This window comes from Amycolatopsis sp. NPDC051045 (assembly GCF_040682955.1).
Classification (GTDB): Bacteria; Actinomycetota; Actinomycetes; order Mycobacteriales; family Pseudonocardiaceae; genus Amycolatopsis.
This window is the reverse complement of record NZ_JBFBCC010000016.1, coordinates 68122-92843: the sequence shown is the minus strand read 5'-3', so window position 1 is coordinate 92843 and position 24722 is coordinate 68122. Positions and strand designations below refer to the sequence as shown.

Here is a 24722-nt window from a genome sequence, read left to right as displayed (position 1 = left end):
CAGCGTTCGGGCGGAGACCGCGTTGATGTTCCCGCCTGGCTTCGTCTGGGGCGCCGCGACCGCGGCGTTCCAGGTGGAAGGAGCCACGACAGCCGACGGGCGCACCGATTCGGTCTGGGACGTCTTCGCCCGCCGCCCGGGTGCGGTCCGGGGCGGCGACAACGGCGAACCGGCGGCCGACCACTACCGCCGGTACTCCGAGGACGTCGGCCTGATGCGCCGGCTCAACCTCGGCGCCTACCGCTTCTCGCTGGCCTGGCCGCGGGTGCGGCCGGACGGCGGCGAAGCGAACACCGCCGGGCTCGCCTTCTACGACCGGCTGGTCGACTGCCTGCTCGAGTCCGGGATCCAGCCGTGGGCGACGCTCTACCACTGGGACCTGCCGCAGGCGCTCGAGGAGCAGGGCGGCTGGACGAACCGGGACACGGCCTACCGGTTCGCCGAGTACGCCGAGACCGTGCTGGAGCGGCTGGGCGACCGGGTCGCCAGCTGGTCGACGCTCAACGAGCCGTGGTGCGCGGCGATGCTCGGCTACGCCGGCGGGATCCACGCGCCCGGCCGCAACGACCACCCGGCGGCCGTCGCGGCCACGCACCACCTGCTGCTCGGCCACGGCCTGGCGATGGACATCATCCGGCGGCACGCCCCGGGCACCCAGGCCGGCATCACGCTGAACCTGTACCCGGTCGCCCCGCACGACCCGGCGAACGTCGCCGACGTCGCCGCGGCCCGCCGGATCGACGGCCTGCAGAACCGGCTGTTCCTCGACCCGGTGCTGCGGGGCGGCTACCCGGACGACCTGGTCGCCGACCTCGAGCCGTTCGGTCTCGGCTCGGTCGTGCGCGACGATGACGCCGCGGTCATCGCCGCGCACGTCGACTGGCTGGGCGTGAACTACTACCGCGACTACCGCGTCGCGGGCCGCCCGGTGCCCGGCAGCGAACCGGCGGGCCCGGAGTGGGTCGGCGCCGCCGACGTGCACTTCGTCCCGGACCCGGCGGCGCCCCGCACCGACTCCGGCTGGGAGGTCCAGCCGGCCGGGCTCACCGAGTCGCTGCTGCAGGTGCACCGCGGCTACCGCCAGGTGCCGCTGTACATCACCGAGAACGGCGCGGCCTACCCCGACGTCCTCTCCGACGGCGGCGACGTCGTCGACACCGACCGCGTCGCGTTCCTCGACTCCCACCTGCGGGCGGCGCACGAAGCCATCCAGGCGGGCGTCGACCTGCGCGGGTACTTCTACTGGTCGCTGCTGGACAACTTCGAGTGGGCCGAGGGCTACGCGAAGCGGTTCGGCCTGGTCCACGTCGACTACGAGACGCAGCGGCGCACGCCGAAGCAGAGCGCGCTCTGGTACTCCCGGGTGATCGGCCTGAACGGCCTCGGCTGAGCCGGGAGCGGTGGCGGCCACCGGCGCGGGTGGCCGCCACCGCCCGGCGAACCATCGCGGATGCCTCATCCGGGACCTCGAAGGGTCCCGGATGAGGCATTTGCGGCCTCGCCGCCCGGCCACGTGCATTCCGGGACCACCGTTGCCAGACTGGCCGGTATGGGACTGCGCAGCGAAGCCTGGTTCAACAACCCCGCCGACCCCGGGATGACCGCGCTCTACCTCGAGCGGTACATGAACTGGGGCCTGACCCGGGAGGAGCTGCAGTCCGGCAAGCCGATCATCGGGATCGCGCAGACCGGCTCCGACCTCACTCCCTGCAACCGCCACCACCTCCAGCTGGCCGACCGGACCCGGGAAGGCGTCCGCGAGGCGGGCGGGATCGCGATCGAATTCCCGGTGCACCCGATCCAGGAGACCGGCAAGCGCCCGACCGCGGCGCTGGACCGCAATCTCGCCTACCTCGGCCTGGTGGAAACGCTCTACGGCTATCCGATCGACGGCGTCGTGCTCACCACCGGCTGCGACAAGACGACCCCCGCGTGCCTGATGGCCGCCGCGACCGTCGACCTCCCGGCGATCGTGCTCTCCGGCGGACCGATGCTCAACGGGTGGTTCGGCGGCGAGCGCACCGGATCCGGCACCGTCATCTGGAAGGCGCGGGAGCTGCTCGCCGCCGGCGAGATCGACGACGCCGGGTTCATGGAGCTCGTCGCGTCGTCCGCGCCGTCGCCGGGGCACTGCAACACCATGGGCACCGCGTCCACGATGAACGCGCTCGCCGAAGCCCTCGGGATGAGCCTGCCCGGCTGCGCGGCCATCCCGGCACCGCACCGCGACCGGGCCCGGATGGCCTACCGCACCGGGCTGCGGATCGTCGAGATGGTCCGCGAGGACCTCAAGCCGTCGGACATCCTGACGCGCGAAGCCTTCGAGAACGCCATCGTGGTGAGCTCCGCGATCGGCGGTTCGACCAACGCCCCCATCCACATCGGCGCGATCGCCCGGCACGCCGGCGTCGACCTCCCCTTGGCCGACTGGCAGCGGATCGGGTACGCCGTGCCGCTGCTGGTCGACCTCCAGCCGGCGGGCAAGTACCTCGGCGAGGAGTTCCACCGCGCGGGCGGTGTCCCGGCCGTGGTGCACGAGCTGATGCGGCACGGGCTGGTCCACGAGGACGCGCCGACGGTCAACGGCCGCACGCTCGGCGACAACTGCCGCGACGCCGAGCCCGGCGACCGGGACGTCATCCGCACCTTCGGCACCGCGCTCGTGCCCGACGCCGGGTTCCTCGTGCTCAAGGGCAACCTCTTCGACGCGGCGATCATGAAGTCCAGCGTGATCTCGCCGGAGTTCCGGCGGCGGTACCTGGGTGGCGGGGTGTTCGAGGGCACCGCGGTCGTGTTCGACGGCCCGGAGGATTACCACGCCCGCATCGACGACCCGGACCTCGGCGTCGACGAGCACTCGCTGCTGGTGATGCGCGGCACCGGCCCGCTGGGCTACCCGGGTTCGGCCGAAGTGGTCAACATGCGTCCGCCCGCGGAGCTGATCAAGCGCGGGGTGCACGAGCTGCCCTGCCTGGGCGACGGCCGCCAGTCGGGCACGTCCGGATCGCCGTCGATCCTCAACGCCTCCCCCGAGGCCGCGGCGGGCGGCGGGCTCGCCGTGCTGCGGACCGGCGACCGCGTCCGGATCGACCTGGGCGCCGGCACGGCGGACGTGCTCGTCTCCGACGAAGAACTGGCGCGACGCCACCGGGAACTGGCCGAGGCGGGCGGCTACCCGGTCCCCGCCTCGCAGACGCCGTGGCAGGAGATCCAGCGGTCGATGGTCGACCAGCTGTGCGACGGCATGGTGCTGCGCCCGGCCGTGGCGTACCAGCGCATCGCCGCGACGAAGGGAATCCCCCGCAACAACCACTGATTCCGTGCTTCGGCGGGACGGAAAGCGGGTATCCCCTGCGATAGCCGAGTCGAGGAGGCCACCATGCTCCCGGATCGAGAGCGCCACGCCCTGCGCGAGATCGAGGCCGAGCTGCAAGCGAGCGATCCCGCCTTCGCCGCCGCCTTCAGCGGACCCAAGCTGCGCGCACCCCGGCGCTGGAGCCTGTTGCTGCTGCTTTGCGACGTCACGGCGGTGGTGATGCTGCTCGTGGGCCTGTTCGCCCGCGACGCCGCGCTCGTGCTCTGGGGCACGGTGAGCGCGGGCGCACTGGTGGCCTGGCACATCGCCCGCGCCGAAACGATCCGCGAGTCCACTGAGGACGGTGCCACCTCAGCCACCGACGCGCCCTGAATCGCAAACCCCGAATCGCAAACCCCGACGCATAAACGCAATACGGCCGCCCCCGGTACTCGGACGGGGGCGGCCGTATTGCGTTGCGCGGGATTCACTCAGTCGTAGGACAGCGCCTCGACCAGCTCGCCGGCGCTCGGGTTCGACAGCGCCTTGGCCACGTCGGCCTGGGCGACGATCCCGACGAGGTCGTGCCCGTCGATCACCGGCAGCCGGCGGACGCGGTGCTCGGACATGGTGCGCAGGATCTCCTGGGCGTCGTCGTCCGCGCCGATCGTCACAACCTCACCCTGGGCGAGCTCGCCGACGTGGACCGCTCGCGGATCCTTGCCCTCGGCCAGGACCTTCACCACGATGTCGCGGTCGGTGATCATGCCCTTGAGGCGGTTGTCCTCGCCGCAGATCGGCAGGGCGCCGACGCCCTTCTGCGCCATGGTGACCGCGGCGTCGTGCACGGTGTCCGACTCCCGGGCGCAGGTCGCGTCCGACGTCATGATGTCGCGTGCGGTGGTCATCGTGAACTCCTTTCGTCCTTGAGCCGTTGTTCTCCGGCTACCCGGGTCCGGCAGGTTTACCCCTCCCCCGTGCGGGGAATTTCCGGGCACATGCCGAATTCCCGCGGTGCCGAGCCGCCGGACACCACCGACCTCGATCGCCTGCGGTCGGCGGCGTCCGGCTGCCACGGCTGCCCGCTGTACCAGGACGCCACGCAGACCGTCTTCGGCGAAGGATCAGCCGGGGCGAAGGTGCTCGTCGTCGGCGAGCAGCCGGGCGACAAGGAGGACCTGGCGGGCGAGCCGTTCGTCGGGCCCGCCGGCAAGCTGCTGGACCGCGCCTTCGAAGAGGCCGGGTTCGACCGGCGGTCCTTGTACGTCACCAACGCGGTCAAGCACTTCAAGTTCAAGCGCGACGAACGCGGGAAGCGCCGGATCCACCAGAAGCCGGGTCGCACCGAGGTGGTCGCGTGCCGTCCGTGGCTGCTGGCGGAACTGCGCGCGGTGCGCCCGGAGCTGGTGCTGCTGCTGGGCGCGACGGCCGCGCAATCGTTGCTGGGCCCGAAGTTCCGGCTCACCGCCCACCGCGGCGAGCCGGTGGACGCGCCGGCGGACGTCGCCGACCTGGTGCCTTCGGCGGTGGCGACGGTCCACCCGTCGGCGGTGCTGCGCGCCCCCGACCGGGACGACGCCTACGCGGCCTTCGTCGCCGATCTGAAGGCCGCGGCGAAGCTGCTCAAGTGAGCTGCCCGAGCGCCGCTTCGGCCGAGGCGGCGTGCTCGTCCAGGTTCCGCCAGGGATCTTCCTTGCGCGCGAGCCGCCGCTTCTCCTTCCCCAGGGCCCAGCCGTCCGGATCGGCGGTGCCCAGTTCCCGCCAGTCCAGGGGCGTCGCGGCGGCCGCACCCGGGCGCGCGCGCAGCGAGCAGGGCGCGACGAACGTCTGCGCGTAGCCGTTGCGGTTGGCGTCCAGGAAGATCCGGTCGCCGCGCTTCTCCTTGCGCTGGGCCGTCGTCAGGCGGCTGGGGTCGTCCGCGGCCACGCGGTCGGCCAGCGCGCGGGAGAGCTCGAGCACCACGTCCGTGCCGGACTTCGCGTCCAGCGGCGCGAGCACGTGGAAGCCGCGGCCGCCGGTGGCCTGGACGAACGCGGTCAGACCCACCCGCTCGTAGTGGTCGCGGATGCGCCGCGCGACCGCGCGCAGTTCGGCGACCGGCGTGCCGTCCGGTGGGTCGAGGTCCAGCACCAGCCGGTCGGGCCGCTCCGGCGCGTCCACGGTGGACAGCCAGACGTGGAACTCCAGCGTCCCCTGGCGCGCCAGGTAGTCCAGCGTCCCGGCGTCCTCGCAGACCACGTACTCGTCCGTACCCCCGCCGCGGCGGGGGACGCGCTCGACGCGGATCGAATCCGGGAAGTGCTCCCCCGGGTGCTTCTGGAACCAGCCCGGCTTCCCGATGCCGTCGGGGTACCGCCGCAGCGTCAGCGGGCGGCCGCGCAGGTGCGGCACCATGACGTCGGCGACCGCGCGGTAGTACTCGACGACGTCACCCTTCGTCAGCCCGTCGGCCGGGTAGAACACCTTGTCGGCGTGGGAAATCTCCTCGGTCACCCTTGCTCCCGCACCACGTCCGCCGCCTTCTTGTCCTCGCGCAGCCCGGCGAACCGCGGGTGCCGCAGCCGCCCGTCGCGCGTCCACTCGGAGAAGCCGATCTGCGCCACCAGCTCCGGCCGCACCCAGTGCGCGCCGCCTTCCCGCACCGGCCCGGCGAAGGGTGACCGCGCCGTCTCCCGCTCCTGCAGCCGCGCGTGCAGCGACGTCAGCAGCCGCTCGTCGAACCCGGTGCCGACCTTGCCCGCGTACCGCAGCGCGCCGTCTTCGTGGTAGCCGAGCAGGAGTGCGCCGAAGCCTTGGCGGGCACCCTGAGGGTCGGTGTAGCCGCCGATGACCAGCTCCTGCCCTTGCGCACACTTGAATTTCAGCCAGTCGAGTGACCGCCCGTGGTGTCCTGGTCGTCGAAGTACAGCAGGTCGAACAGGTAGAAGTAGACCCGTACGCCGGTCGCACGGGCCCGATCCGGGTCGCTGACGTGGATCCGCGGCTGCAGGGCGGCGAAGCTCGTGTTCGCCCCGTCGAACGCGACGATCTCGCCGTCCGCGACGAACCGCGGGCCACCCTGGGCCGCCAGCGCCTCGACGAGCTCGGGGTAGGCGTTGTCCATCACCTTGTGGTTGCGCGAGTACAGCGTCGGGGGGCCGGAATCGCGCACGCAGAGCGCCCGCACGCCGTCCAGCTTGCGCTCGAAGATCCAGCCGTCGCCGGAGAAGCGGCGGTCGGTGAGCGTGGCCAGGGTCGGCTCGCGCCAGCCGGGGCCGCTCACGACGCTTTCAGCACCTTTTCCAGCTCGGCGCGCGTCATCTTCGACCGCCCCTTCACGCCCTGCTCGCGGGCCAGCTTGTCCAGATCGGCCTTCGACAGGCCGGTCAGTTCGCGCCGCGGTTCCTTCTTTTTCGCTGCCTTCTTCGCGGGCGCCTTGCCGCCGCTCTTGCGGTTCTTCACACTGCGCGACAGCGCCTCGAACAGGTCGACGACGTCGGCGGAGGGCTCCGGCTCCTCCTCGTGGGCGATTTCCTGGCCGGCCTCCTTGGCCTTGATCAGCTCTTCGACGCGCTTCGAGTACTCGTCGCGGTAGTCCTCCGGGCGCCACGGCGCGGTCATCTCGTCGACCAGCGAGAGCGCCATGTCGAGCTCCTTGGGCCGCGGTCGCGGCAGCTCCGGCAGCTTGCCCATGACGTCCTTCGGCTTCCGCAGGTCCGCGACGAAGTGCAGGGTGTTGAGCACCATGACGTCTTCACCGGCGCGTACCGCCGCGAGGTATTCCTTGCCGCGCAGGACGAACTTCGCGACACCGGCCTTCTCGCTGCGGTCCATCGCCTGCAGCAGCAGGCCGTACGCCTTGGCGAAGTCCTCCTTCGCCGGCTTGAGCCAGTACGTCTTGTCGAAGAACCACGGGTCGATCTCGTCGAGTTCGACGAACTGCTCGATGTCGATCCGGCGGGACCGCTCGGGCGCGATCTCGTCCAGCTCGTCCGGTTCGACGAGCACGTGGTCGCCGCCGCCGAGGTCGTAGCCCTTGACGATCTCGTCCTGGGCGACCTCGTCCCCGGTCCGCTCGTTGACCCGCCGGTTGCGGATCCGGTCCGACGTCCCGCGTTCGAACTGGTGGAAGTGGATCGTGTGGTCCGCCACCGCCGGGTACAGCTCCACCGGCACGGTGACCAGCCCCAGGCTCAGCGCGCCGCTCCACACCGGTCGGGCCATGTCGTCCTCCCTGCCCGCTTCAGGCGACGTCGCTGGCGCGGCTGTCGCTCCGGTGCAGCCCCAGCATGTCCAGCAGCCGAGCGCAGTCCTCGGGATCCTTCGCCCGCGCCGCCACGGCCAGCGCCGCCTTGCGCCGCGTGCGCGCCCGGTCCGGCGAATCCACGTCATCGACGAGGAGGTCCGCCACCGGCCGCAGATCGTTGCGCTTGTCTCGCATCTTCGCTCCCCTCCGGCAATGCCCGGTGAACCGTTCGCGGGCGGATTACCCAGGATCACCCCCCGCGACACAGGGGTTACCGAAGGAGGCACCGAAGATCCTCCCCACTAGGCCGAACGAGTGAATTCGGCCGGTTCCTGCTCCGGACGCGGCAAGGTGGTGAGACTGACGTCACAGCAGGAGGCCGGATGGGCACCCAGCTCCGCATCAGCCGCGAGGACGCGTCGCTGCCCTGCGAGGTCTGCGGCTTCCCGACGATGCACGTGGCCCAGGTGGTCGCCGACGACGGAACGGTGCCCGGCCGCACCCTGGTGTGCACGACGTGCCAGCGCAGCAAGCACCGCTCCGAACCGGCCGCCCTCGAATCCGACGCTCCCCCGGACGAGGTGCCCGCCGGCTGAGGGGCCGGCCGGCTCACGCCTTCGTCGTCGCCACCGCCGCGACGAACTCCGCCGCCACCTCGTGGAGCTTCCGGTTGCCGTCCTGGGAACGCTTCACCAGCCGCTGGAAGGCTTCCTCCGCGGTGATCCGGTGCGCGGCCATGAGGATCCCCTTGGCCTGGTCGATCACCGCCCGCGTCTCCAGCGCCCGGTTGAGCTGGTCGACCAGTTCGCGGGCCGCGAAGTACCGCCGCGCGCTGCGCAGGCCGATCACCACGGTCGCGGTGTACAGCTCGAGGATCTTGGTGCCCAGCTCGCTGAACCCGTGCTCGCCGAACCCGAACAGGTTCACCGCGCCGGACATGTCCTCGTCCACCGTCAGCGGCGCGGCGAGGAAACTGGCCACGCCCAGCTGTGCGGCCGACGACACGAACTGCGGCCACAGATCCCCGACCGCGCCGACGCCGACGCGGACCGGCTGTCCCGTCTCGGCGGCGCGCAGGCACGGTCCGTCCCCGATCCGGTACTGCTCGCGGTCGAAGTTCACCGCCCGCTGGTCGGTGCTCGCGACCGTCTCCGGCACCCCCTCGCGGACCAGGGTGATGCTGGCCATGTCGGCCCCCGGCACCACCTGCACGGCGTGGTCGCACACCGCCTGCAGCATCTGGCCGAGATCGAGCTCGCCGTCCAGCATCGCGGTCAGCGACTCCATCGCGAGCATGACTTCGTCCAGCCGCGCGGTGAGCTGCTCGTCGCCGCCCGTCATCCTGGTGACGCCCCTTCTTCATTCTTCAGGGCGCTCTGTACCAGGAAGGACCCGGGCGCGCGCCACTAGTGGGCCGCTAGCGCTTTAACGGGTCCAGCACAAGATTACTGCATCCCGCCGGGCCCGGGCACGAGCGGTCACCGCCGCGGCGGTCCGCGCGCCCGTTCGGAGCAACGACGGTTGCGGGCCGTGAGCACCGGGTTAGGCTCGGTGCACGGTTCAACCAGCAGCCGCCTCGAACTCCCCCGGAGTGCGTCCCAGCGCCGCAACAGGACGGTGGCGAACCGACATGAACCTTCCCCGGCCCCGGTACCCGGGCCTGCGGCTGCGCACGGCGTGGCCCGCTCCGCACGCGGTCCTGGTGACCGCGCGCGGCGACCTCGACAGCGTGACGGCACCCGACCTGGCCACCCTGCTCTCCGACCGCCTGTGGGCGACACCGGAGCGGCTGGTGGTCGACCTGTCCGAAGTGGACTTCCTCGGCGTGGCGGGTGTCGGGGCGCTGCTGCACGCGGCGCTGCAGGCCGAGCAGGGCGGCACCGAGCTGCTCGTGGTCACCGGGGCGAACCCGACGGTCCGCCGGGCCCTGCACGTGACCGGGGCGGACCGGCGGCTCGCTCTGTCCGATCGCCGGCCCGCCCCCGCGCCGGCCTGACACCGGCCGTGTGGTCCTACCCGCGCAACGCCGGGAGCAGCTCCTTCTCGGCGAAGTCGAGGAAGCCGTCCTGCTGGTCACCGCCGATCTGGACCAGCGCGACGTCGGTGAAGCCCGCCTTCTCGAACTCCTGCACCGCCTCGGCGATCGGCTCGACGTCCGGGCCGCACGGGATCGAGCCGGCGACGTCCTCCTCGCGGACGAACTGCGTCGCCCCGGCGAACCCGGCCGGGCCCGGGAGCTCGGCGTTGACCTTCCAGCCGCCGGCGAACCACCGGAACTGCTCGTGCGCGCGCTTGACCGCCCCGTCGCGGTCGGTGCCCCACGACACCGGCAGCTGCCCGACCTTCCGGGTCGGCGAGCCGGGTTTGGTCGCATCCCACTCCCGGGACAGCTCCGCCTTCGGCTCGACGGCGATCATCACGTCGGCGACGGGGGCGAACCGCTGGACCGACTGCGAACCGGACACCGCGACGCCGATCGGCGTCCGCCTTTCCGGCAGGTCCCACAGCTTCGCCGAGTCGACGCGGAAATGCTTGCCCTCGTAGTTGAAGTAGCCGCCGTCGAACAGGCCGCCGATGATCTGCACGGCCTCGGCGAGCATTTCGTGCCGGACGTTGGCCGGCGGCCAGCCGCGGCCGACGACGTGCTCGTTGAGGTTCTCGCCCGCGCCGAGGCCGAGGGTGAACCGCCCGCCCGAGAGGGCCTGCACGGTCGCCGCCTTCTGGGCCACCACCGCCGGGTGGTAGCGCATGGTCGGGCAGGTCACGTAGGTCATCAGTTCGGCGCGCTCGGTCACCTGCGTGACCGCGCCCAGGACGCTCCACGCGTACGGCGCGTGGCCCTGCTCGTCCAGCCAGGGCGAGTAGTGGTCGCTCATGACCTCGAAGTCGAAGCCGGCCCGTTCCGCACCGGCGGCGAACCGGACCAGGTCGTTCGGGCCCGCCTGCTCGGTCATCAAGGTGTAGCCGATCCGCATCGGCGCCTCCTCTCCATCGGCTCTTCGCGTACCCCACCGGCTCGCCGGGTAACCCGCACGACCGTGAGGTTTACTCCATGATCAAGCGGGTACTCGTCGCGCGAGACGAAGGGAGCGGGCATGCCTCAGTCGTGGAGCGGCAAGCGCGAACGCCAGTACGAGCACATCAAGGACTCGGCCGAGGACCGCGGTGCGAGCGCCAAGCGGGCCAAGGAGATCGCGGCCCGGACGGTCAACAAGAACCGCGCGCAGTCGGGTGAGTCCCGGCAGGCCAGCAGGACGTCGGTGCAGGACAAGTCGCCGCAGCAGCGCGGGGGCGAGCGGTCGGGCAACCGCAAGGGTCCGGGTGGCCCGACGAAGGACCAGCTCTACAACGAAGCGAAGAAACGGAACATCAACGGCCGCTCGACGATGACCAAGAAGGAACTCGAACGGGCGCTGAGCCGGTGACCACACCCGAAATCCCCGACCACGAAGTGTCGGCATTCGCCCAGATGGGTAGTACCTCCCGTATGGAAGAAACTCGAAGCAGCAGCTCGTTCGGCGGCAAGCCGACCGTCGACGAGCTGCTGGACGAACTCGTCGAGCTGCGGCTCCCCGCGATGGCGGAGCAGATCCCGCTGGTCCGGATGCTCACGCACGGCGTGGTCTCGCGCGCGGACTTCGGGCTGGACGCCATCGCCGACGCCAAGATGGCGGTCGACGAGGCGTGCGCGCAGCTCGTCCAGCTGGCCGAGCTCGGCTCGCAGCTGCAGTGCCGCTTCCGGCTGGCCCCCGACGGCCTGCGCGTCATCGTCTCGACCCGCTCGGCCGATCCGCGGCCGCCGAGCGATCGCACGTTCGGCTGGCACGTCCTGACCACCCTCAGCCGGTCGGTGACCGCGCACTGCGACGTCCTTCCGGGTGGAGGCGCGGGCATCGTCACGATCGAGCTGGTGCTGAACCCGGGACCCAACGCGTGAGCAACGAGCGGAAAACCGTCCTCCACCGCCCGGACGAATACGCCCACTGCGAACCGCTGTTCGAGGAGCTGGGCGAGCTCGACGCCGACGATCCGCGGCGCGAGGTGGTCCGGAGCAAGCTGGTGACCGAACTGCTCCCGCTGGCCGAGCACATCGCGACCCGGTTCTCCGGCCGCGGCGAGCCCCGGGAGGACCTGGTCCAGGTGGCGCGGATCGGCCTGATCAACGCCGTCGACCGGTTCGACCCCGCCCGGGGCCACGACTTCCTGTCCTTCGCCGTGCCGACGATCATGGGCGAGGTCCGGCGGCACTTCCGGGACACCGGCTGGTCCGTGCGGGTCCCGCGGCGGCTCAAGGAGCTGCACCTTTCGCTGAGCCAGGGCTCGGCGGTGCTCTCCCAGCGCCTGGGCCGCGCCCCGACGCCGACCGAGCTGGCGGAGCACCTCAGCCTGGACGTCGACGAGGTCCGCGAAGGTCTCCTCGCGGGCAATGCCTACCAGGCGCTGTCGGTCGACAAGCCGGTGCACGACGACGCCGAGGCGTTGTCGCTGGCCGACACCATGGGGGAACCGGACCACGAGATGGCCATGGTCGAGAACCACGAGGCCCTCCAGCCGCTGCTGCAGGAACTGCCGAAGCGGGAGCGCGCCATCCTGGTCATGCGGTTCTTCGGCGGGCTGACGCAGACCCAGATCGCCGACCGGGTCGGCATTTCCCAGATGCACGTCTCCCGGCTGCTGTCGCAGACCCTGGAGCAGCTGCGCGGGAAGCTGACCGGCGAAGGCTAGGAGGCGGCCGGAGCCCGGCCGCCTCCCCCGCACGGTCCCTTCGCGGCTCAGCTCAGCCAGCCGGGGCGGCCGCCCTTCCGCAGCCGCCGCCACTGCTGGGCGAACGTTTCGCGCAGCCGCTCCGCCCGGCCGGCGTCCTGGGCGTAGAGCATCCCGAAGGTGAAGGTGTGCTGCCCCTCGCCGTGGCCGGCGATGGTGAGGTGGTGCAGGACGTCCCGGCCGACCACGGTGTCCTGGTGCTCGCCCAGCGTGCTCTGGACGGCCTTGACGTTCTTGCGCCACTCCCGCAGCTTCCGGCCGTACACCGGCTTCACGGTGTCGGCGGCGTAGCGGGCCCGCTTCGCCTTCTTGCGGACGTCGTGCAAGGCATTCCCGAGCTCGTCGCCCGCCAGGCCGCGAGCCGCCGCTTCGGCGCGGCTCAGCTTCCTGGCCGCCTTCCGGAGCGGCTTGCGCAGGCCGGTCTTCGCGGGTTTGCGCGCCTGCGCGGTCAGCGGCGGTTCCTCCAGCACGGTGTCCAGCGCGCGCAGCAGCCTCAGGTAGCGCTTGCCGGTCAGCGCCGCCATCGCGCGGGTCCGCCCCTCCTCGGCTTCGCGGGCGAAGTAGCGGGTGAGGAACTGGCGCAGCGGCCCGAACACCAGCTCCGAAGGCACGTCGCCGAGCTGCTCGTGCAGCCGCTCCTCGGTGACCTCGGCGTCCCTGGCCGGCGACAGCTGACGGCCCAGCCACTGCAGCTCGGCCGCGACCGGCGCGGTCTCCTTCTGGTCGATGACCGAACCAAAGGTGCGAAGCGTGCTCCGCAGCTTCCGGATCGCGACGCGCAGCTGGTGCACGGAGTCGTCGGCCCCGAGCCGCACCCCGACGTCCGCGCGGCGCAACCGGCCGTAGTGCTCGTGCAGCGAAGCCAGCACGACCTCGCCCGCCGACGGCTTCTTGCCGCGGCGGGGCGGCGCCGCGGCGCGGTCGCCGATGAGGCGGCGCAGCTTCGACGGCCACGGGGCCGCCGAAGCCCCGGCCTCGGTCAGCGCGCGGTCGAACTCTTCGAGCCGCCGGGGCTCGGTGCCGGGGTCCAGTTCCAGTTCCAGTTCGCGCCACTGGTCGAGGCGCGCGGTCGCGCCGCCGGCTTCGCCGGTCACGTGGTCGTCGGTGAGGATCGCGATGGTGCGGCCACGGGCGTCGGCCAGCCGGTGGGCGAACCGGTCGGTGCGCAGGTGCGCGACCGGCACCAGCTTCTCCCCCAGCGTGTAGGCCTGCACCAGGCGCCGGAGCCGGCCGGGCACCTTGTGGGTGTCGCCGCCCAGCGGGAGCTGGAGTTCCTGCCGCTCGTCGGCCGACACCGGGAGCTTCAGGTGCCAGCCGGCGTCGGGCCCGCCGACGCGCCGCCGCAGGGTGATGCCGCTGCGGGCCAGCCGGAACGTCTCGGTGTCGTAGTAGGACGCGTCGAGGATGTGCTCCACCGGGTCGTCCTGGGTCTCGACGCCGCCGACGCCGATCAGGCGGGGCACGCCGCTGCCCGCGGCGATCTCGTACTTGCGTTCGCGCTCGGTCACCGGTGACGGCGCTGCCATGGTCGTCCTCCCTGGGGGCGGGTTCGGGTGGTGGGTACCCGGGCGGCCCGGGGCCGACACGGGATTCGGCACGCGAGCAGCGGGTATCCGGTGCCGGCGAACCCGAGCCCGGACCAGGAGAGTGCATGAACGGCAGCCAGCCCGCAACCGACCTGACGACCGTCCTCGACGGCGACCACCGCGAACTCGACCGGCTCTGCACCGAGCTCGAACTCGGCCAGGGCAGCCCGGAGAACCGCAGGGACCTCGCCGATCACCTGATCGCGGAGGTGGTCCGGCACTCCGTCGCCGAAGAGCCCTACCTCGACGGCGACGGTGATCTCGCCGAAGCGGACCGCCTGATGCGCCAGCTCGAAGGCGCGGGGCCGCAGGAGCCGCGGTTCGAGCGCTTGCTGGGCGGGCTGATCCGGGCCGTCCGGCGACACGTCCGCGACGAGGGACCCGCGGCCGTGCGGGAAATCGGGCGCACCTGCTCCCCGGACCGGCAGGCCGAACTGGGCCGGGAGGTCCTGGAAATCCGGGACGCCGCGGCGACCCTCCCGCACCCGGACCTCGCCGACCGGATGCCGCAGTCCGACCAGCTGTGGCCGGGCCCGGGGTTCGTCGACCGGGCCCGGGCCGCCCTGCGGGCATCGGGTTGAATGGGGAGTCCGCCCCCGGATCGTAGACAGCGAGGACCCATGAGCGTCGGCGAAGAGGAGTGGGCCCGGGAACGGGCCTGGATCGGGCCGGCCGGTGACGAACCGGTGCCGGGTCCGCTGGTGCGGCAGTTCGCCGACCTCACGCGGACCCTGCTCGACGTGACGCCGACCGTCGGCGGGGTGCTCAAGCTCGTCGTCGGGGCCGCGATCGCGCTCGTGCCGGACGCCGACCTGGTCAGCGTCACCCTGCGCGACGCCGACGGCACGTTCCACACCCCGGTCGAGACGGACCCGGTCGCCGCGCGGCTCGACCAGGTCCAATACGACCACGGGGAAGGCCCGTGCGTGGAGTCGGCCCGCCCGGACGGCCCGGCCGTCGGCTGGTCGCAGGACCTGGGCAGCGACCCGCGCTGGCCGGCGTTCGGCCCGGCCGCGGCGCGGCACGGCTACCACTCCGTGCTGGCGACCGCCCTGCTCCCGGACGCCCGGCCGCCCCGGCTTTCCGGCGCGCTGAACATCTACTCGCGCTCGCCGGGCGCGTTCGACGCCCGGGCGATCGACATCGCCCTGCTGCTGGCGACGCACGCGTCCCTCGCGCTGGCCCACACCGAAGCCGTGGCCGCCGCCGAACTGGAGGCGGCGCACCTGCGGCGGGCGGTCGACAGCCGCGACGTCATCGGGCAGGCGAAGGGCATCCTGATGCAGCGCCGCGGCATCAGCGCCGACGAGGCCTTCGACGTGCTGCGCCGCGCGTCCCAGGACCTCAACGTCAAGCTCGCCGATCTGGCGAAGGCCCTCGCCTCGCGGCACACCGAGGTGGATCTGCCGGCCTCCGAAGCCTGAGCCGGCCTGAGCCGCCCCGACTCCGCAGACGCCGAGAGCGGCACTTTCACGGAAAGTGCCGCTCTCGGTCGCCTTGCCGCTGTTACGGCGCGGAGTACGGGGACCGGTTCTCCAGCGACGGGCCGGCGGACGGGTACCGGCCGTCCTGGCCCGGCACCGGGGTGACCGTCGGGCCCTGCTGCTCCGCGTCCACCCGCGGCCGGGGGCCGCGCTGGACGACCGCCTCCACCTCCTGCTCACCGCGGATGCGGGCCAGGATGCCGAGGGTGATCGCGTGGGCGAGGGCGAGGATCAGCAGCAGCACACCGAGCCGCCCCACCACGCCGGGCAGATCGCTGCCGCCCATGTTGACCGTCGAGATCAGCGCCAGCACCCCCAGCGTCGCGAGGTGGAACAGCACCGTGACCAGGCGGGTCATCGAAGCGCCCGCCGCCGGGTCACCGTAGGAGTTCTCCAGGTACCGGCGGCCGCTGCGGTAGATGATCTGCCCGTCTATCAGGACCAGCGCAACGCCGATCGCGAGGAACGACAGGTACGCGTTCGTGGTCATGCCGGACGCTCCTTCCTGGGGGACCTTGCCGGAGGAATACCCGGCAGGTCGCGCAGGGAAACGCCGCGGTCACCCGGTGAAGGTGTCCGGGTCCGGCCCGGTGCGGCGGCCTTCGTCGAGCCTGCCGATCCCGGCCATGTCCTCCTCGTCGAGCTCGAAGCCGAACACGTCGATGTTCTGGCGCATCCGCTCGGGCGAGACGGACTTCGGGAACACGATGTTCCCGAGCTGGACGTGCCAGCGCAGCACGATCTGCGCGGCCGTCCGCCCGTGCTTCTCCGCCAGGCCGGCGAGCACCGGGTCGCCGAGGACGTCGGCCCCCGCGAGGGGGCTCCACGCCTGGGTGGCGATGCCGTGCGCCCGGTGGTACTCGCGCAGCTCGGCCTGCTGCAACGCCGGGTGCAGCTCGATCTGGTTGACCGCGGGCACCGTGGACGTCTCCTCGGCGAGCCGGTCGAGGTGGGCGGGCTGGAAGTTCGACACGCCGACGGCGCGGGCCTTGCCCGCCCGCAGGAGGTCTTCGAAGCCCTGCCACGTCCGGACGTAGTTGTCCTTGCCCGGCAACGGCCAGTGGATCAGGTAGAGGTCGACGTAGTCGAAGCCGAACCGGCGCAGGCTGCCTTCGAGCGCGGTGATCGCGTTGTCGTGTCCGTGTGCGTCGTTCGCCAGTTTCGTCGTGACGAACACGTCTTCGCGGGCCAAGCCGGACTCCGCGATCCCGGCTCCGACCCCGGCCTCGTTGCCGTACAGCTGTGCGGTGTCGATGTGGCGATATCCCGCTTCCAGGGCGGTGCGCACGGCCTGGGCGGTCTCTTCGGGCGGGATCTGGAACACGCCGAGTCCGAATTGCGGGATCCGCACACCGTTGTTCAATTCCCGAGCGGGAACGTCGGCAGTGGTGATCGTCATGCGTACGTCCTACCCGGACCCCCCGACGCGAAACGCGGCGGAGCGGGATCACCCCGCTCCGCCGCGACGACTCACCCCGAACGGGTGACCGGCGGGCGCTACCGGCCCGGGCGGTCGACGTCACCGCGCCAGCCGCCGGTTTCCCGGCCGCGCTGCTCGATGAACTCCTTGAACCGCTTGAGATCGCCCTTCACCCGGCGGTCGAGGACGCCGAGCTTGTCGGCGACGTTCTCGGCGAAGCCCTCCGGGTCGATGTCCATCTGCGCGGTGACCCGGGTGTGCGAGTCGTCGAGCCGGTGGAAGGTGATGACGCCGGCGTGGTCCGGACCGGAGTCCGACGTCCAGGCGACCCGCTCGTCGGGGTGCTGCTCGGTGATCGTCGCGTCGAATTCGCGCGTCACGCCACCGAACCGCGTCACCCAGTGGGTGTGGGTGGCGTCCACCTGGCGGATCTCTTCGACGCCCTCCATGAACCGCGGGAATTCCTCGAACTGCGTCCACTGGTTGTACGCGGTGGAAACGGGGACTTCCACGTCCACGATTTCGGTGATCGTGCTCATGCACTCCTCCTCGTCGTCGGTCGGCGCAAATCGGCTACCCGGTGCACCGGGGGTCAAACCCGGCGCGATTGACCCCCGGCGGGTCCGGGTACCCGGCGACCAGGCGAAGGAGGTGTTCGGTGATCGAAGAAGCAAACAAGACGCCGGCGGCCGACCGCTCGGTCGGCGAGCTGGTGACGGACCTGACCGACGAGGTCAAACGGCTCGTCCGGGACGAGATGCGGCTCGCGGTCTTCGAACTGCAGCGCAAGGGCAAGAAGATGGGCCTCGGGGCCGGGTTGTTCGGCGCGGCGGGCCTATTCGCGTTCCTCGGGGCCGGCACGCTGGTCGCGGCCGCCGTGCTGGCGCTCGCGCTGGTCGTGCCCGGCTGGCTGGCGGCGGTGATCGTCGCGGTCGCGCTGTTCGTGGTCGCCGGGATCGCGGCCCTGGTCGGCAAGAAGGAAGTGACCCAAGGGGTGCCGCCGGTGCCCGAAGAGGCCATCAGCGGCGTCCGGAAAGACGTGGACACCGTCAAGCAGGGAGTGCGGACATGAGCGGGGACTTCCCGAAGAACGCCGAGGAGGCGCGGCTCGACCGGGACGCCACCCGGGAAGAGCTCACCGAGACCCTGGAGGCGCTCGGGCAGAAGCTCGACGTGAAGACCAGGGTCAAGGAAAACGTCGACGAAAAGCTCGACCAGGCGACCGCGAAGGTCGCCGACGTGACGAACGAGCCGACCGCGGCCAAGTTCCGCCAGGGCGCCGACGCCGTCCGCGCCAACCCGCTGCCGGTCTTCGCCGGCGTGCTGGGACTGCTGATCCTGATCCGCCTGATCCTGCGACGGAGGAATTCGTGAACAAAGCGCTGTACAAGCCGCTGAGCTGGGTGGTCGGTGCCCTGGGTGGCATCCTCGCCGGGCAGGTCTTCAAACAGGTCTGGAGCCGGGTGGCCGGCGAAGAGGACGCCCCCGACGCCACCGACCGCGACTACACCTGGCGGCAGGTGATCATCGCGGCGGCGGTGCAGGGGGCGATCTTCGGCGCGGTCAAGGCCGCCACCGAGCGGGCCGGTGCCGTCGGTTACCGCAAGGCCACCGGCGACTGGCCCGGCGACGACTGACGACCACGACCGACCACAGTGGACGAATTGGACGGCGGGAGGCGGGACCGCCGGGCGGTCACGCCTCCCGGCCGGGCTCGAGGGCCAAGCCGTCGCCGGGCTCGAGGGTCAAGCCCGCGAGGGCGGCCCCGACGCGGGGGTGGATCTTCAGCAGCGCGTCGGCACCGGTGGCTTCGAGCGAACGGGTGACCGCGTGGCCGCCGAGCACGACGACGAGTTCGGTGCGGGCGTTCGCCTCCAGCAGTGACCGGACGCCGGCACAGCTCAGGAAGGCCACCCGGCTCAGGTCCACGACCAGCCGGTCACCGGTGGCGAGGGCCTCGTCGAGCGTGCCGACCGTGGCGGCGTCGATGTCGCCCACCAGGGTCAGGACGCGGATTCCGCCCGGTCGCTCGATCGTGGTGACGGTCAGGCCGGACGGTTCGTAGATCGTGCGGAAGAGGTCGTTCATGGCGCTCCCTTTTTCAGCGGCGCAGGGGGGCGCTGACCGGAGCACGTGTCTGAACAACAGCCAACACCCCTGACCGTACGCCACTGGGCCGAGAGGTCAACCCCGCGGGTTTCCCCGCCCGGACCTCGGGTAGTCCGTTCGGGACGGATATCCGGCCCGGAAGGAGATCCATGCGTGTCGTGATCGTCGGCGGCGGCTTCGCCGGCTACCACGCGGCGAAAAGCCTGCGGAAGGAAGCCGGCGACGACGTCGAAGTCACCTTGCTGAACCCAACGGATTACTTCCTCTACCTGCCGCTGCTGCCGGAAGTGGCGGCCGGGATCCTCGACCCGCGGCGGGTCGCCGTCTCGATCCCCGAGACGCTGCGCGGGGTCCGCCTCGTGCTCGGCGTGGCCACCGGGGTGGACTTCGAGAACCGCACCGTCTCCTACACCGATCCCGAGGACAACGAGCACCGGATCGGGTACGACCGGCTGGTGCTGGCCGCGGGCAGCGTCAACAAACTGCTGCCGATCCCGGGCGTGCCGGAGTACGCGCACGGGTTCCGCGGCGTCCCGGAGGCGCTGTACCTGCGCGACCACATCACGCGGCAGATCGAACTGGCCGCCGCGGCCGAAGACCCGGCCGAGCGCGACGCCCGCTGCACGTTCGTGGTGGTCGGCGCCGGCTACACCGGCACCGAGGTGGCCGCGCAGGGTCCGGCGTTCACCTCGGCGCTCGCCGCGCGCCACCCTGAATTGGCCGGGCAGAAGATCCGCTGGCTGCTGCTCGACGTCGCCGAACGGGTGCTGCCGGAGCTCGGCAAGCGGCTCGGCCGGACCGCCGACGAGGTCCTCCGCTCGCGCGGGGTGGAAGTGCGAATGAAGACTTCGGTGGACCACGCCGACGGCAAGGGCGTCACGCTGACGAATGGGGACGCCGTACCGGCCCGCACCCTCGTGTGGTGCGTCGGCGTGCGGCCGGACCCGCTGGTGGCCGAGCTCGGGCTCGAGACGGCCAAGGGCAGGCTCGTGGTCACCGAGCAGCTGAACGTGCCGGGCCGCGACGACGTGTTCGCCTGCGGCGACGCGGCAGCGGTGCCCGACTCCACCCGCCCCGGCCAGTACACCGCGATGACCGCGCAGCACGCGCAGCGGCAGGGGAAGCTCGCCGGGCGCAACGTCGCGGCCTCGCTCGGGTACGGCCGCCCCGGCACCTACCGGCACCACGACCTCGGCTTCGTCGTCGACCTCGGCGCCGGTGCCGCCGCGGCCAACCCGTTGCACCTGCCCCTGTCGGGTCGCCCGGCGAAGGCGGTGACGCGCGGCTACCACCTGATGGCGATGCCGGGCAACCGCGTGCGCACGGTCGCCGACTGGGTGCTGGAGGCGCTGATCGGCCGCCAGACCGTCCAATTGGGACTCGTCCGCTCCGGTGCCGTGCCGCTCGACACGGACTCGCCGGAACTCCCCCGTCGCTGAAAGGAACGCGCATGCCCGCCGAATCCGAACCCGTCCGCTCCGAAGGCCCGTCCGTCGTGACCGCCGGTGACCCGTCGGGTCCCAAGGTGATCGTCCTGGACCCGGCGGGTGCCGGAAAGCACGACGAGCTGCCCGCGACCTGGCGGTCGCTGGCGGAGGAGCGAGCCGTCTTCTGGTGCCGGGTGCCCGCCGGCGGCGCCCTCAGTGAAGCCGACGACCTCCTCGGTGACGCCGGCCCGGGCGACCCCGAGATCGCCGTCGTGGCGAGTGGCCCCTTCGCGGCGGAAGCCCTTCAGCTCGTCGAGCGGCACCCGGGCGCGGCCACGCACCTGCTCCTGGTCGATCCGGCTTCGGACCCGTTCCTCGCGTCCGGCGACGCCGCGCAGGCCAACGACGCCTGGCTGGCCGAACACGACGACGTCGTCTCGAAGCTGCGCGAGGCGGGTACGGACGTGCGGGTGGTCGCGTCGAGCACCGAGAGCCCGGAAGACCGCGTGCCGCCACCGCTGCCGCTCGGCCACCCGGAGGTCGTCACGGCGGTCCGGTCGGCGCTCGGCGCCTAGGCTTCGGCGCGGCCGGAAGCGAGCTCCACGAAGGCCCGCACCACCGGGGACGCCGAGCCGGCCCGCCAGGCCAGGCCCAGGTCGATCCGCGGGGGCGGGTCTTCGAGCTTCCGCAGCACCACGCCGCGGCGCCGCAGCGCCCGCGCCCGGTGTTCCGGGATCGCGGCGATCCCCGCGCCCTCGGCGACCGCCCGCATCAGCTGTTCGTCCTCGGGTTCCTCACGGACGATGGGCGGCAGGCCGCCCGGCCAGACCTGGCCGCTGATCGCGTCGTACTGACCGGGGCCGTTCTCCCGCGGCCAGAACACGACCGGCTCGGCGGCGATCCACGCCCGCCGCACCCGGCCGCGGCGGCGGGCGAGCGGGTGGCCCGAAGGCAGCGCCAGCAGAACCTCCTCCGAGCCGACCACCGCGACCTCGATCCCCGTAGCGGTGACCGGCGGGCGCACGAAGCCGACGTCGATCTCCCCCGCCGCCAGCCGGGCCACGTTCAGGCTCGTCCAGCCCGTCTCCAGGGCGAGTTCGACGTCCGGGTGCCGTTCGCGGTACGCCGCGACCAGATCACCGGCCAGCGGGCCCGGCGCCGAGCGCGTGTAGGCGATCCGCAGCCGCCCGGCGTCGCCCCGGCCGGCGGCGGTGACGGCGCCCCGGGCCCGCTCCAGCCGGTCGAGCAGTTCGCGCGCCTCGGCGGCCGCCACACGGCCGGCCCCCGTCAGCGCGAAACGGGGACCCGTGCGGTCGAGCAGCGCGACACCGAGGTCGGCCTCGAAGGCGCGGATCTGCTGGCTCAGCGACGGCTGGGAGACGAACAGGCGAGCGGCCGCCTTCGTGAAGTGCATCTCTTCGGCGAGTACGGCGAAGTAGTGCCATCGGCGCAGGTCCACGCAGGCACTATAGGACGCTCCTATGATTTGATCGGGACGAAGTCTTGGACCGGCCGCCCGGTCCGCTGCTGTCCTTGGGCCATGACCACGACCCGCGCACCCCTGACCCGCACCGACCGCAGGCTGCTCGCCCTGACCGCCGCGGCGGACCGGCGGCTCGTCGACCCGATGGCCGGGTTCGTCGACCTCGCCGGCGTCCGGGAAGCCGTCGACGACCTGACGAAGGCGTTCGCACCGCTCGGGCGCGTTCAGCACACGGTCGCCGCCAAGGCGTGCGGCCTCGCGCCCCTCCTGCGGTTCCTCGGCGACCTCGGGGTCGACGCCGAGGTCGCGAGCCCAGGCGAGACGGCGGTCGCGGAGGCCGCCGGCCTCCGCGGCCCGCGGCTGGTGCTCGACTCCCCCGCCAAGACGACCGCCGAGCTCGCGCACGCGCTGGCCGAGGGCACGGCGGTCAACGCCGACAACTTCCAGGAGCTCGCCCGGCTGGACCGGCTGGTCGGCGCGACACCCCCGCGGTCGGTGCTGGGCCTGCGGGTCAACCCGCAGGTCGGGGCCGGCCGGATCGGCGACACCAGCACCGCCACCGCGGCGTCGAAGTTCGGCATCCCGTTGCGGGACAACGGAAACCGGGCACTGCTGCTCGAATCCTTCGCGCACCGGCCGTGGCTGACGCGGCTGCACGTCCACGTCGGCTCGCAGGGCTGCCCGCCGGAGCTGATGGCCGAGGGCGTCGCGGCGGTCCACGGACTCGCCGAGGAAATCAACGCCGAAGCCGGGTACCGGCAAGTCACCAGCATCGACCTCGGCGGCGGGCTCCCGGTGGACTTCGCCTCCGACGACCCCGGCCCGACCTACGGCGACTACGTCGCGACGCTGCTCGCGCGGGTACCGGCGCTCGCCGACGGCCGGTACTCCTACGTCACCGAGTTCGGCCGGTCCCTGCTGGCGAAGAGCGGTTTCCTCGTCAGCACCGTCGAATACACGAAGGTCGCGGGCGGCAGGCACATCGCCGTGACGCACGCGGGCGCCCAGGTCGCCGCCCGCACGGTGCTCCAGCCGGAGCACTGGCCGCTGCGGCTGAGCGCGCTCGACGCGTCGGGCACGCCGAAAACCGGACCCGCCGTCCCGCAGGACATCGCCGGACCCCTGTGTTTCGCGGGCGACCTCCTCGCCCGGCAACGGCCGCTGCCGCTGCTGGAACCCGGTGACTTCGTCGTCGCCCACGACACCGGCGCGTACTACTTCGGCGCGCACTACGCGTACAACACGCTGCCGCGCCCGGCGGTGCACGGCTTCACCGTGTCCTCGCGCGGTGACGTCGAGTTCACGCCGATCCGCCGCGCGCAGACCCTGGCCGAGCTGGTCGCCGACGCCGGCGGCGAATTCCTCGGAGCGCTCCCGGCTGCGTGATCACCGGCGTACGATCCTCCGCACGCCGAGGGGAGACTGCGATGGGGGCCAGTGGGAAATTGCCGCGGTTCGCCGCGCTGCCGGTGGGGATCGTCGTTGCGGTACAGGCCGTCGTGTTGACGGCGCTGTCCGGCCGCTACGGCTTTCACCGCGACGAGCTGTACTTCGTCGCCGCCGGCCGCCGGCCGGACTGGGGTTACGTCGACCAGCCGCCGATCACGCCGTGGCTGGCGCGCGCGTCGACGGCGTTGTTCGGGGAAACGCCGGCGGGTTTGCGCGTGGCCGCGACCTTGCTGGGGATGGCGACCGTCCTGGTCGTCGCGCTGATCGCCCGGGAGTTCGGCGGGGACCGCGGCGGCCAGCTGTTCACCGCGATCGCGACGGCGTTGTCGTCCTACGTGCTGGTCGTGTCGCACATGCTGGCGACCAACTCCGCGGACGTGCTGCTGTGGTCGCTGATCGCGCTGTCCGGCCTGCGGCTGCTGCGCACCGGCGACGGCCGGTGGTGGCTCGCCGTCGGCGCCGCCGCCGGGCTCGGCCTGGCGAACAAGTGGCTCGTCCTGCTCCTGCTGTCCGGGCTCGGCGTCGGCGTGGTCGTCGCCGGGCCGCGCCGGGTCCTGCGGACCTGGTGGCTCGCGGCCGGTGCCGGGATCGCCGTCGTCCTGGCGGCGCCGGTGGTGCTCTGGCAGGCGTCGCACGGCTGGCCGCTGCTCACCGTGGCCGGCGGGATCAGCGAGGACGACGGCGCCGAGAACCGGGTGCTGTTCGTGCCGATGCAGCTGGTCCTCCTCTCGCCGGTCCTGGTGCCGGTGTGGATCGCCGGGCTCGTGCGGCCGTGGCGCGAGCCCGGTCTGCGCTGGGCTCGCCCGCTGGCGATCGCCTACCCCGTGGTCTGCGCCGAACTCCTGGTCGTCGGCGGGAAGCCGTACTACTCGGTGCCGTTGCTGCTGCCGCTGGTGGCCCTCGGTGCCGAGCCGGTGCTGCGGTGGCTGGGCCGGGGCGGGGCGGGGCGGCGGGTGTTCACCGGCGCGGCCGCCGCGGTGGGCGTGGCCGTGTCCGTCCTCATCGGACTCCCGGTGGTGCCGGCGGCGGCGCTGAACGGCCCGCTGCTGGCGATGAACAAGGAGCCGGGCGAGCAGGTCGGCTGGCCGGAGTTCGCCCGGACCGTCGCCGGAGCGTGGGCGCGGATCCCGGACATCGAGCGCGACACCGCGGTGATCCTCGCCGGCAACTACGGCGAGGCCGGCGCGCTCGAGCGGTACGGACCCGAGCACGGGCTGCCCCCGGCGTATTCGCCGCACATGTCCTTCGCGGACTGGGGGCCGCCGCCGGACCGGCTGGTCGGCCCGGTGCTGCTGGTCGGGCGGATCGAGCGGGGCTCGCCCGCGGCCCGCCTGATCACCGGGTGCCGCCCGGTCGCCAAGCACCACAACGCCGAAGGCGTCGACAACGACGAGGAAGGCGTGGTGCTTTCGCTGTGCACGCTGACCCGTCCGTGGTCGCAGGCGTGGCCCGAGCTGCGGCATTTCTCCTGAGCGATATG

30 protein-coding genes and 1 pseudogene are annotated in these 24722 nt (G+C 72.3%); 18 read left to right on the top strand and 13 right to left on the bottom strand.

The annotated features are described in order from the left end of the window. Positions 1–25 precede the first annotated feature (25 nt). From AB0M80_RS31935 to AB0M80_RS31925, 3 genes are all read left to right on the top strand, one after another. On the top strand, positions 26–1390 hold the full coding sequence (locus tag AB0M80_RS31935; RefSeq protein ID WP_364572367.1) for a GH1 family beta-glucosidase: 1365 nt from the start codon (positions 26–28) through the stop codon (positions 1388–1390). Positions 1391–1549: 159 nt separating this feature from the next. Beyond that, entirely contained in the window at positions 1550–3316 is a 1767-nt protein-coding gene (locus AB0M80_RS31930; protein ID WP_364572365.1) for an IlvD/Edd family dehydratase, read from the top strand. A gap of 63 nt (positions 3317–3379) precedes the next feature. Next, entirely contained in the window at positions 3380–3688 is a 309-nt protein-coding gene (locus AB0M80_RS31925) for a DUF3040 domain-containing protein (RefSeq protein WP_364572363.1), read from the top strand. Positions 3689–3786: 98 nt separating this feature from the next. On the opposite strand, the gene AB0M80_RS31920 is transcribed toward AB0M80_RS31925, so the two are convergent. Beyond that, positions 3787–4203, bottom strand: a complete 417-nt coding sequence (locus AB0M80_RS31920) for a CBS domain-containing protein (RefSeq protein ID WP_364572361.1) — start codon at positions 4201–4203, stop codon at positions 3787–3789. A gap of 90 nt (positions 4204–4293) precedes the next feature. On the opposite strand from AB0M80_RS31920, the gene AB0M80_RS31915 reads away from it, so the two are divergent. Further along, positions 4294–4926: a UdgX family uracil-DNA binding protein gene (locus AB0M80_RS31915; protein ID WP_364572359.1), complete on the top strand. Its 633-nt coding sequence runs from the start codon at positions 4294–4296 to the stop codon at positions 4924–4926. Here AB0M80_RS31915 and ligD read toward each other — a convergent pair. From ligD to AB0M80_RS31895, 4 genes and pseudogenes are all read right to left on the bottom strand, one after another. After that, on the bottom strand, positions 4919–5788 hold the full coding sequence (gene ligD, locus AB0M80_RS31910) for a non-homologous end-joining DNA ligase (protein WP_364572357.1): 870 nt from the start codon (positions 5786–5788) through the stop codon (positions 4919–4921). The two genes, AB0M80_RS31915 and ligD, sit on opposite strands and share 8 nt — an antisense overlap. Further along, positions 5785–6557, bottom strand: a pseudogene (locus AB0M80_RS31905) (ATP-dependent DNA ligase). The gene ligD and the pseudogene AB0M80_RS31905 overlap by 4 nt, the downstream one beginning before the upstream one ends. Further along, positions 6554–7498 carry a Ku protein gene (locus AB0M80_RS31900; protein ID WP_364572356.1) on the bottom strand — a complete coding sequence of 315 codons (945 nt, stop codon included), beginning with the start codon at positions 7496–7498 and terminating at the stop codon, positions 6554–6556. Before AB0M80_RS31900 ends, AB0M80_RS31905 begins: the two are co-directional and overlap by 4 nt. A 19-nt stretch (positions 7499–7517) precedes the next feature. Further along, the gene (locus AB0M80_RS31895; protein WP_364572354.1) at positions 7518–7715 is read right to left on the bottom strand and encodes a hypothetical protein; all 198 of its coding nucleotides are present in this window, start codon (positions 7713–7715) and stop codon (positions 7518–7520) included. A gap of 188 nt (positions 7716–7903) precedes the next feature. Here AB0M80_RS31895 and AB0M80_RS31890 point away from each other — a divergent pair, with 188 nt between their 5' ends. After that, positions 7904–8116 (top strand): hypothetical protein, encoded by a 213-nt coding sequence (locus tag AB0M80_RS31890; RefSeq protein WP_364572352.1) that lies wholly within the window; start codon positions 7904–7906, stop codon positions 8114–8116. A gap of 13 nt (positions 8117–8129) precedes the next feature. On the opposite strand, the gene AB0M80_RS31885 is transcribed toward AB0M80_RS31890, so the two are convergent. Further along, positions 8130–8861, bottom strand: a complete 732-nt coding sequence (locus AB0M80_RS31885) for a GAF and ANTAR domain-containing protein (protein ID WP_364572350.1) — start codon at positions 8859–8861, stop codon at positions 8130–8132. Between the two features lie 289 nt (positions 8862–9150). Between AB0M80_RS31885 and AB0M80_RS31880 the strand changes: the two genes are divergently transcribed. After that, positions 9151–9516, top strand: a complete 366-nt coding sequence (locus AB0M80_RS31880) for an STAS domain-containing protein (protein ID WP_364572348.1) — start codon at positions 9151–9153, stop codon at positions 9514–9516. Between the two features lie 16 nt (positions 9517–9532). Here the strand turns inward: AB0M80_RS31880 and AB0M80_RS31875 are convergent, their stop codons facing one another. Further along, positions 9533–10495 carry an LLM class F420-dependent oxidoreductase gene (locus tag AB0M80_RS31875; protein WP_364572346.1) on the bottom strand — a complete coding sequence of 321 codons (963 nt, stop codon included), beginning with the start codon at positions 10493–10495 and terminating at the stop codon, positions 9533–9535. A 120-nt stretch (positions 10496–10615) separates the two neighbouring features. Here AB0M80_RS31875 and AB0M80_RS31870 point away from each other — a divergent pair, with 120 nt between their 5' ends. The 3 genes from AB0M80_RS31870 to AB0M80_RS31860 all read left to right on the top strand — a co-directional run bounded on the left by AB0M80_RS31870 (position 10616) and on the right by AB0M80_RS31860 (position 12245). Next, positions 10616–10945 carry a plasmid stabilization protein gene (locus AB0M80_RS31870; protein ID WP_364572344.1) on the top strand — a complete coding sequence of 110 codons (330 nt, stop codon included), beginning with the start codon at positions 10616–10618 and terminating at the stop codon, positions 10943–10945. A gap of 62 nt (positions 10946–11007) precedes the next feature. Then, positions 11008–11457 carry an anti-sigma factor gene (locus tag AB0M80_RS31865; protein WP_364572342.1) on the top strand — a complete coding sequence of 150 codons (450 nt, stop codon included), beginning with the start codon at positions 11008–11010 and terminating at the stop codon, positions 11455–11457. After that, on the top strand, positions 11454–12245 hold the full coding sequence (locus tag AB0M80_RS31860) for a SigB/SigF/SigG family RNA polymerase sigma factor (RefSeq protein ID WP_364572340.1): 792 nt from the start codon (positions 11454–11456) through the stop codon (positions 12243–12245). The genes AB0M80_RS31865 and AB0M80_RS31860 overlap by 4 nt, the downstream gene beginning before the upstream one ends. A gap of 47 nt (positions 12246–12292) precedes the next feature. Here the strand turns inward: AB0M80_RS31860 and AB0M80_RS31855 are convergent, their stop codons facing one another. Continuing rightward, positions 12293–13810 carry a CYTH and CHAD domain-containing protein gene (locus AB0M80_RS31855; RefSeq protein WP_364572338.1) on the bottom strand — a complete coding sequence of 506 codons (1518 nt, stop codon included), beginning with the start codon at positions 13808–13810 and terminating at the stop codon, positions 12293–12295. A gap of 125 nt (positions 13811–13935) precedes the next feature. Between AB0M80_RS31855 and AB0M80_RS31850 the strand changes: the two genes are divergently transcribed. Both AB0M80_RS31850 and AB0M80_RS31845 read left to right on the top strand, forming a co-directional pair. Next, on the top strand, positions 13936–14451 hold the full coding sequence (locus AB0M80_RS31850; protein ID WP_364572336.1) for a hemerythrin domain-containing protein: 516 nt from the start codon (positions 13936–13938) through the stop codon (positions 14449–14451). 39 nt (positions 14452–14490) lie between these two features. Further along, a complete protein-coding gene (locus tag AB0M80_RS31845) occupies positions 14491–15294 on the top strand; it encodes a GAF and ANTAR domain-containing protein (protein WP_364572335.1) in 804 nt (267 codons plus the stop codon). A gap of 82 nt (positions 15295–15376) precedes the next feature. Here the strand turns inward: AB0M80_RS31845 and AB0M80_RS31840 are convergent, their stop codons facing one another. The 3 genes from AB0M80_RS31840 to AB0M80_RS31830 all read right to left on the bottom strand — a co-directional run bounded on the left by AB0M80_RS31840 (position 15377) and on the right by AB0M80_RS31830 (position 17313). Beyond that, entirely contained in the window at positions 15377–15844 is a 468-nt protein-coding gene (locus tag AB0M80_RS31840) for a hypothetical protein (protein ID WP_364572333.1), read from the bottom strand. A 69-nt stretch (positions 15845–15913) separates the two neighbouring features. After that, positions 15914–16753 (bottom strand): aldo/keto reductase, encoded by an 840-nt coding sequence (locus tag AB0M80_RS31835; protein ID WP_364572332.1) that lies wholly within the window; start codon positions 16751–16753, stop codon positions 15914–15916. A 98-nt stretch (positions 16754–16851) separates the two neighbouring features. Beyond that, positions 16852–17313 (bottom strand): SRPBCC family protein, encoded by a 462-nt coding sequence (locus tag AB0M80_RS31830; protein ID WP_364572330.1) that lies wholly within the window; start codon positions 17311–17313, stop codon positions 16852–16854. 119 nt (positions 17314–17432) lie between these two features. Between AB0M80_RS31830 and AB0M80_RS31825 the strand changes: the two genes are divergently transcribed. The 3 genes from AB0M80_RS31825 to AB0M80_RS31815 are packed head-to-tail and all read left to right on the top strand — an operon-like array spanning position 17433 to position 18411. Continuing rightward, the gene (locus tag AB0M80_RS31825) at positions 17433–17846 is read left to right on the top strand and encodes a phage holin family protein (RefSeq protein WP_364572328.1); all 414 of its coding nucleotides are present in this window, start codon (positions 17433–17435) and stop codon (positions 17844–17846) included. Further along, positions 17843–18148 carry a DUF3618 domain-containing protein gene (locus AB0M80_RS31820; protein WP_364572326.1) on the top strand — a complete coding sequence of 102 codons (306 nt, stop codon included), beginning with the start codon at positions 17843–17845 and terminating at the stop codon, positions 18146–18148. The genes AB0M80_RS31825 and AB0M80_RS31820 overlap by 4 nt, the downstream gene beginning before the upstream one ends. Further along, on the top strand, positions 18145–18411 hold the full coding sequence (locus tag AB0M80_RS31815; RefSeq protein WP_364572324.1) for a DUF4235 domain-containing protein: 267 nt from the start codon (positions 18145–18147) through the stop codon (positions 18409–18411). Before AB0M80_RS31820 ends, AB0M80_RS31815 begins: the two co-directional genes overlap by 4 nt. Positions 18412–18469: 58 nt before the next feature. On the opposite strand, the gene AB0M80_RS31810 is transcribed toward AB0M80_RS31815, so the two are convergent. Continuing rightward, positions 18470–18862, bottom strand: a complete 393-nt coding sequence (locus tag AB0M80_RS31810) for an STAS domain-containing protein (protein ID WP_364572322.1) — start codon at positions 18860–18862, stop codon at positions 18470–18472. A 170-nt stretch (positions 18863–19032) separates the two neighbouring features. On the opposite strand from AB0M80_RS31810, the gene AB0M80_RS31805 reads away from it, so the two are divergent. Both AB0M80_RS31805 and AB0M80_RS31800 read left to right on the top strand, forming a co-directional pair. Further along, positions 19033–20322 carry an NAD(P)/FAD-dependent oxidoreductase gene (locus AB0M80_RS31805; RefSeq protein WP_364572320.1) on the top strand — a complete coding sequence of 430 codons (1290 nt, stop codon included), beginning with the start codon at positions 19033–19035 and terminating at the stop codon, positions 20320–20322. Between the two features lie 11 nt (positions 20323–20333). Continuing rightward, positions 20334–20885 carry a hypothetical protein gene (locus tag AB0M80_RS31800; RefSeq protein WP_364572319.1) on the top strand — a complete coding sequence of 184 codons (552 nt, stop codon included), beginning with the start codon at positions 20334–20336 and terminating at the stop codon, positions 20883–20885. On the opposite strand, the gene AB0M80_RS31795 is transcribed toward AB0M80_RS31800, so the two are convergent. Continuing rightward, a complete protein-coding gene (locus AB0M80_RS31795) occupies positions 20882–21769 on the bottom strand; it encodes a LysR family transcriptional regulator (protein WP_364572317.1) in 888 nt (295 codons plus the stop codon). The two genes, AB0M80_RS31800 and AB0M80_RS31795, sit on opposite strands and share 4 nt — an antisense overlap. 81 nt (positions 21770–21850) lie before the next feature. Here AB0M80_RS31795 and AB0M80_RS31790 point away from each other — a divergent pair, with 81 nt between their 5' ends. Then, positions 21851–23179 (top strand): diaminopimelate decarboxylase, encoded by a 1329-nt coding sequence (locus AB0M80_RS31790; protein ID WP_364572315.1) that lies wholly within the window; start codon positions 21851–21853, stop codon positions 23177–23179. Positions 23180–23220: 41 nt separating this feature from the next. After that, complete coding sequence (locus tag AB0M80_RS31785) at positions 23221–24714, top strand: glycosyltransferase family 39 protein (protein ID WP_364572313.1); 1494 nt, start codon at positions 23221–23223, stop codon at positions 24712–24714. Positions 24715–24722 lie beyond the last annotated feature (8 nt).

Excerpts from the sequence above, each read along its gene's own strand:
- AB0M80_RS31890 (WP_364572352.1), top strand. The coding sequence starts at position 7,904 with ATGGGCACCCAGCTCCGCATCAGCCGCGAGGACGCGTCGCTGCCCTGC.
- AB0M80_RS31920 (WP_364572361.1), bottom strand. The coding sequence starts at position 4,203 with ATGACCACCGCACGCGACATCATGACGTCGGACGCGACCTGCGCCCGG.
- AB0M80_RS31835 (WP_364572332.1), bottom strand. The coding sequence starts at position 16,753 with ATGACGATCACCACTGCCGACGTTCCCGCTCGGGAATTGAACAACGGT.
- AB0M80_RS31880 (WP_364572348.1), top strand. The coding sequence starts at position 9,151 with ATGAACCTTCCCCGGCCCCGGTACCCGGGCCTGCGGCTGCGCACGGCG.
- AB0M80_RS31840 (WP_364572333.1), bottom strand. The coding sequence starts at position 15,844 with ATGACCACGAACGCGTACCTGTCGTTCCTCGCGATCGGCGTTGCGCTG.
- AB0M80_RS31785 (WP_364572313.1), top strand. The coding sequence starts at position 23,221 with ATGGGGGCCAGTGGGAAATTGCCGCGGTTCGCCGCGCTGCCGGTGGGG.
- AB0M80_RS31870 (WP_364572344.1), top strand. The coding sequence starts at position 10,616 with ATGCCTCAGTCGTGGAGCGGCAAGCGCGAACGCCAGTACGAGCACATC.
- AB0M80_RS31865 (WP_364572342.1), top strand. The coding sequence starts at position 11,008 with ATGGAAGAAACTCGAAGCAGCAGCTCGTTCGGCGGCAAGCCGACCGTC.
- AB0M80_RS31915 (WP_364572359.1), top strand. The coding sequence starts at position 4,294 with ATGCCGAATTCCCGCGGTGCCGAGCCGCCGGACACCACCGACCTCGAT.
- AB0M80_RS31790 (WP_364572315.1), top strand. The coding sequence starts at position 21,851 with ATGACCACGACCCGCGCACCCCTGACCCGCACCGACCGCAGGCTGCTC.
- AB0M80_RS31830 (WP_364572330.1), bottom strand. The coding sequence starts at position 17,313 with ATGAGCACGATCACCGAAATCGTGGACGTGGAAGTCCCCGTTTCCACC.
- AB0M80_RS31895 (WP_364572354.1), bottom strand. The coding sequence starts at position 7,715 with ATGCGAGACAAGCGCAACGATCTGCGGCCGGTGGCGGACCTCCTCGTC.
- AB0M80_RS31885 (WP_364572350.1), bottom strand. The coding sequence starts at position 8,861 with ATGACGGGCGGCGACGAGCAGCTCACCGCGCGGCTGGACGAAGTCATG.
- AB0M80_RS31925 (WP_364572363.1), top strand. The coding sequence starts at position 3,380 with ATGCTCCCGGATCGAGAGCGCCACGCCCTGCGCGAGATCGAGGCCGAG.
- AB0M80_RS31855 (WP_364572338.1), bottom strand. The coding sequence starts at position 13,810 with ATGGCAGCGCCGTCACCGGTGACCGAGCGCGAACGCAAGTACGAGATC.
- AB0M80_RS31845 (WP_364572335.1), top strand. The coding sequence starts at position 14,491 with ATGAGCGTCGGCGAAGAGGAGTGGGCCCGGGAACGGGCCTGGATCGGG.
- AB0M80_RS31805 (WP_364572320.1), top strand. The coding sequence starts at position 19,033 with ATGCGTGTCGTGATCGTCGGCGGCGGCTTCGCCGGCTACCACGCGGCG.
- AB0M80_RS31930 (WP_364572365.1), top strand. The coding sequence starts at position 1,550 with ATGGGACTGCGCAGCGAAGCCTGGTTCAACAACCCCGCCGACCCCGGG.
- AB0M80_RS31810 (WP_364572322.1), bottom strand. The coding sequence starts at position 18,862 with ATGAACGACCTCTTCCGCACGATCTACGAACCGTCCGGCCTGACCGTC.
- AB0M80_RS31820 (WP_364572326.1), top strand. The coding sequence starts at position 17,843 with ATGAGCGGGGACTTCCCGAAGAACGCCGAGGAGGCGCGGCTCGACCGG.
- AB0M80_RS31850 (WP_364572336.1), top strand. The coding sequence starts at position 13,936 with ATGAACGGCAGCCAGCCCGCAACCGACCTGACGACCGTCCTCGACGGC.
- AB0M80_RS31875 (WP_364572346.1), bottom strand. The coding sequence starts at position 10,495 with ATGCGGATCGGCTACACCTTGATGACCGAGCAGGCGGGCCCGAACGAC.
- AB0M80_RS31800 (WP_364572319.1), top strand. The coding sequence starts at position 20,334 with ATGCCCGCCGAATCCGAACCCGTCCGCTCCGAAGGCCCGTCCGTCGTG.
- AB0M80_RS31900 (WP_364572356.1), bottom strand. The coding sequence starts at position 7,498 with ATGGCCCGACCGGTGTGGAGCGGCGCGCTGAGCCTGGGGCTGGTCACC.
- AB0M80_RS31935 (WP_364572367.1), top strand. The coding sequence starts at position 26 with ATGTTCCCGCCTGGCTTCGTCTGGGGCGCCGCGACCGCGGCGTTCCAG.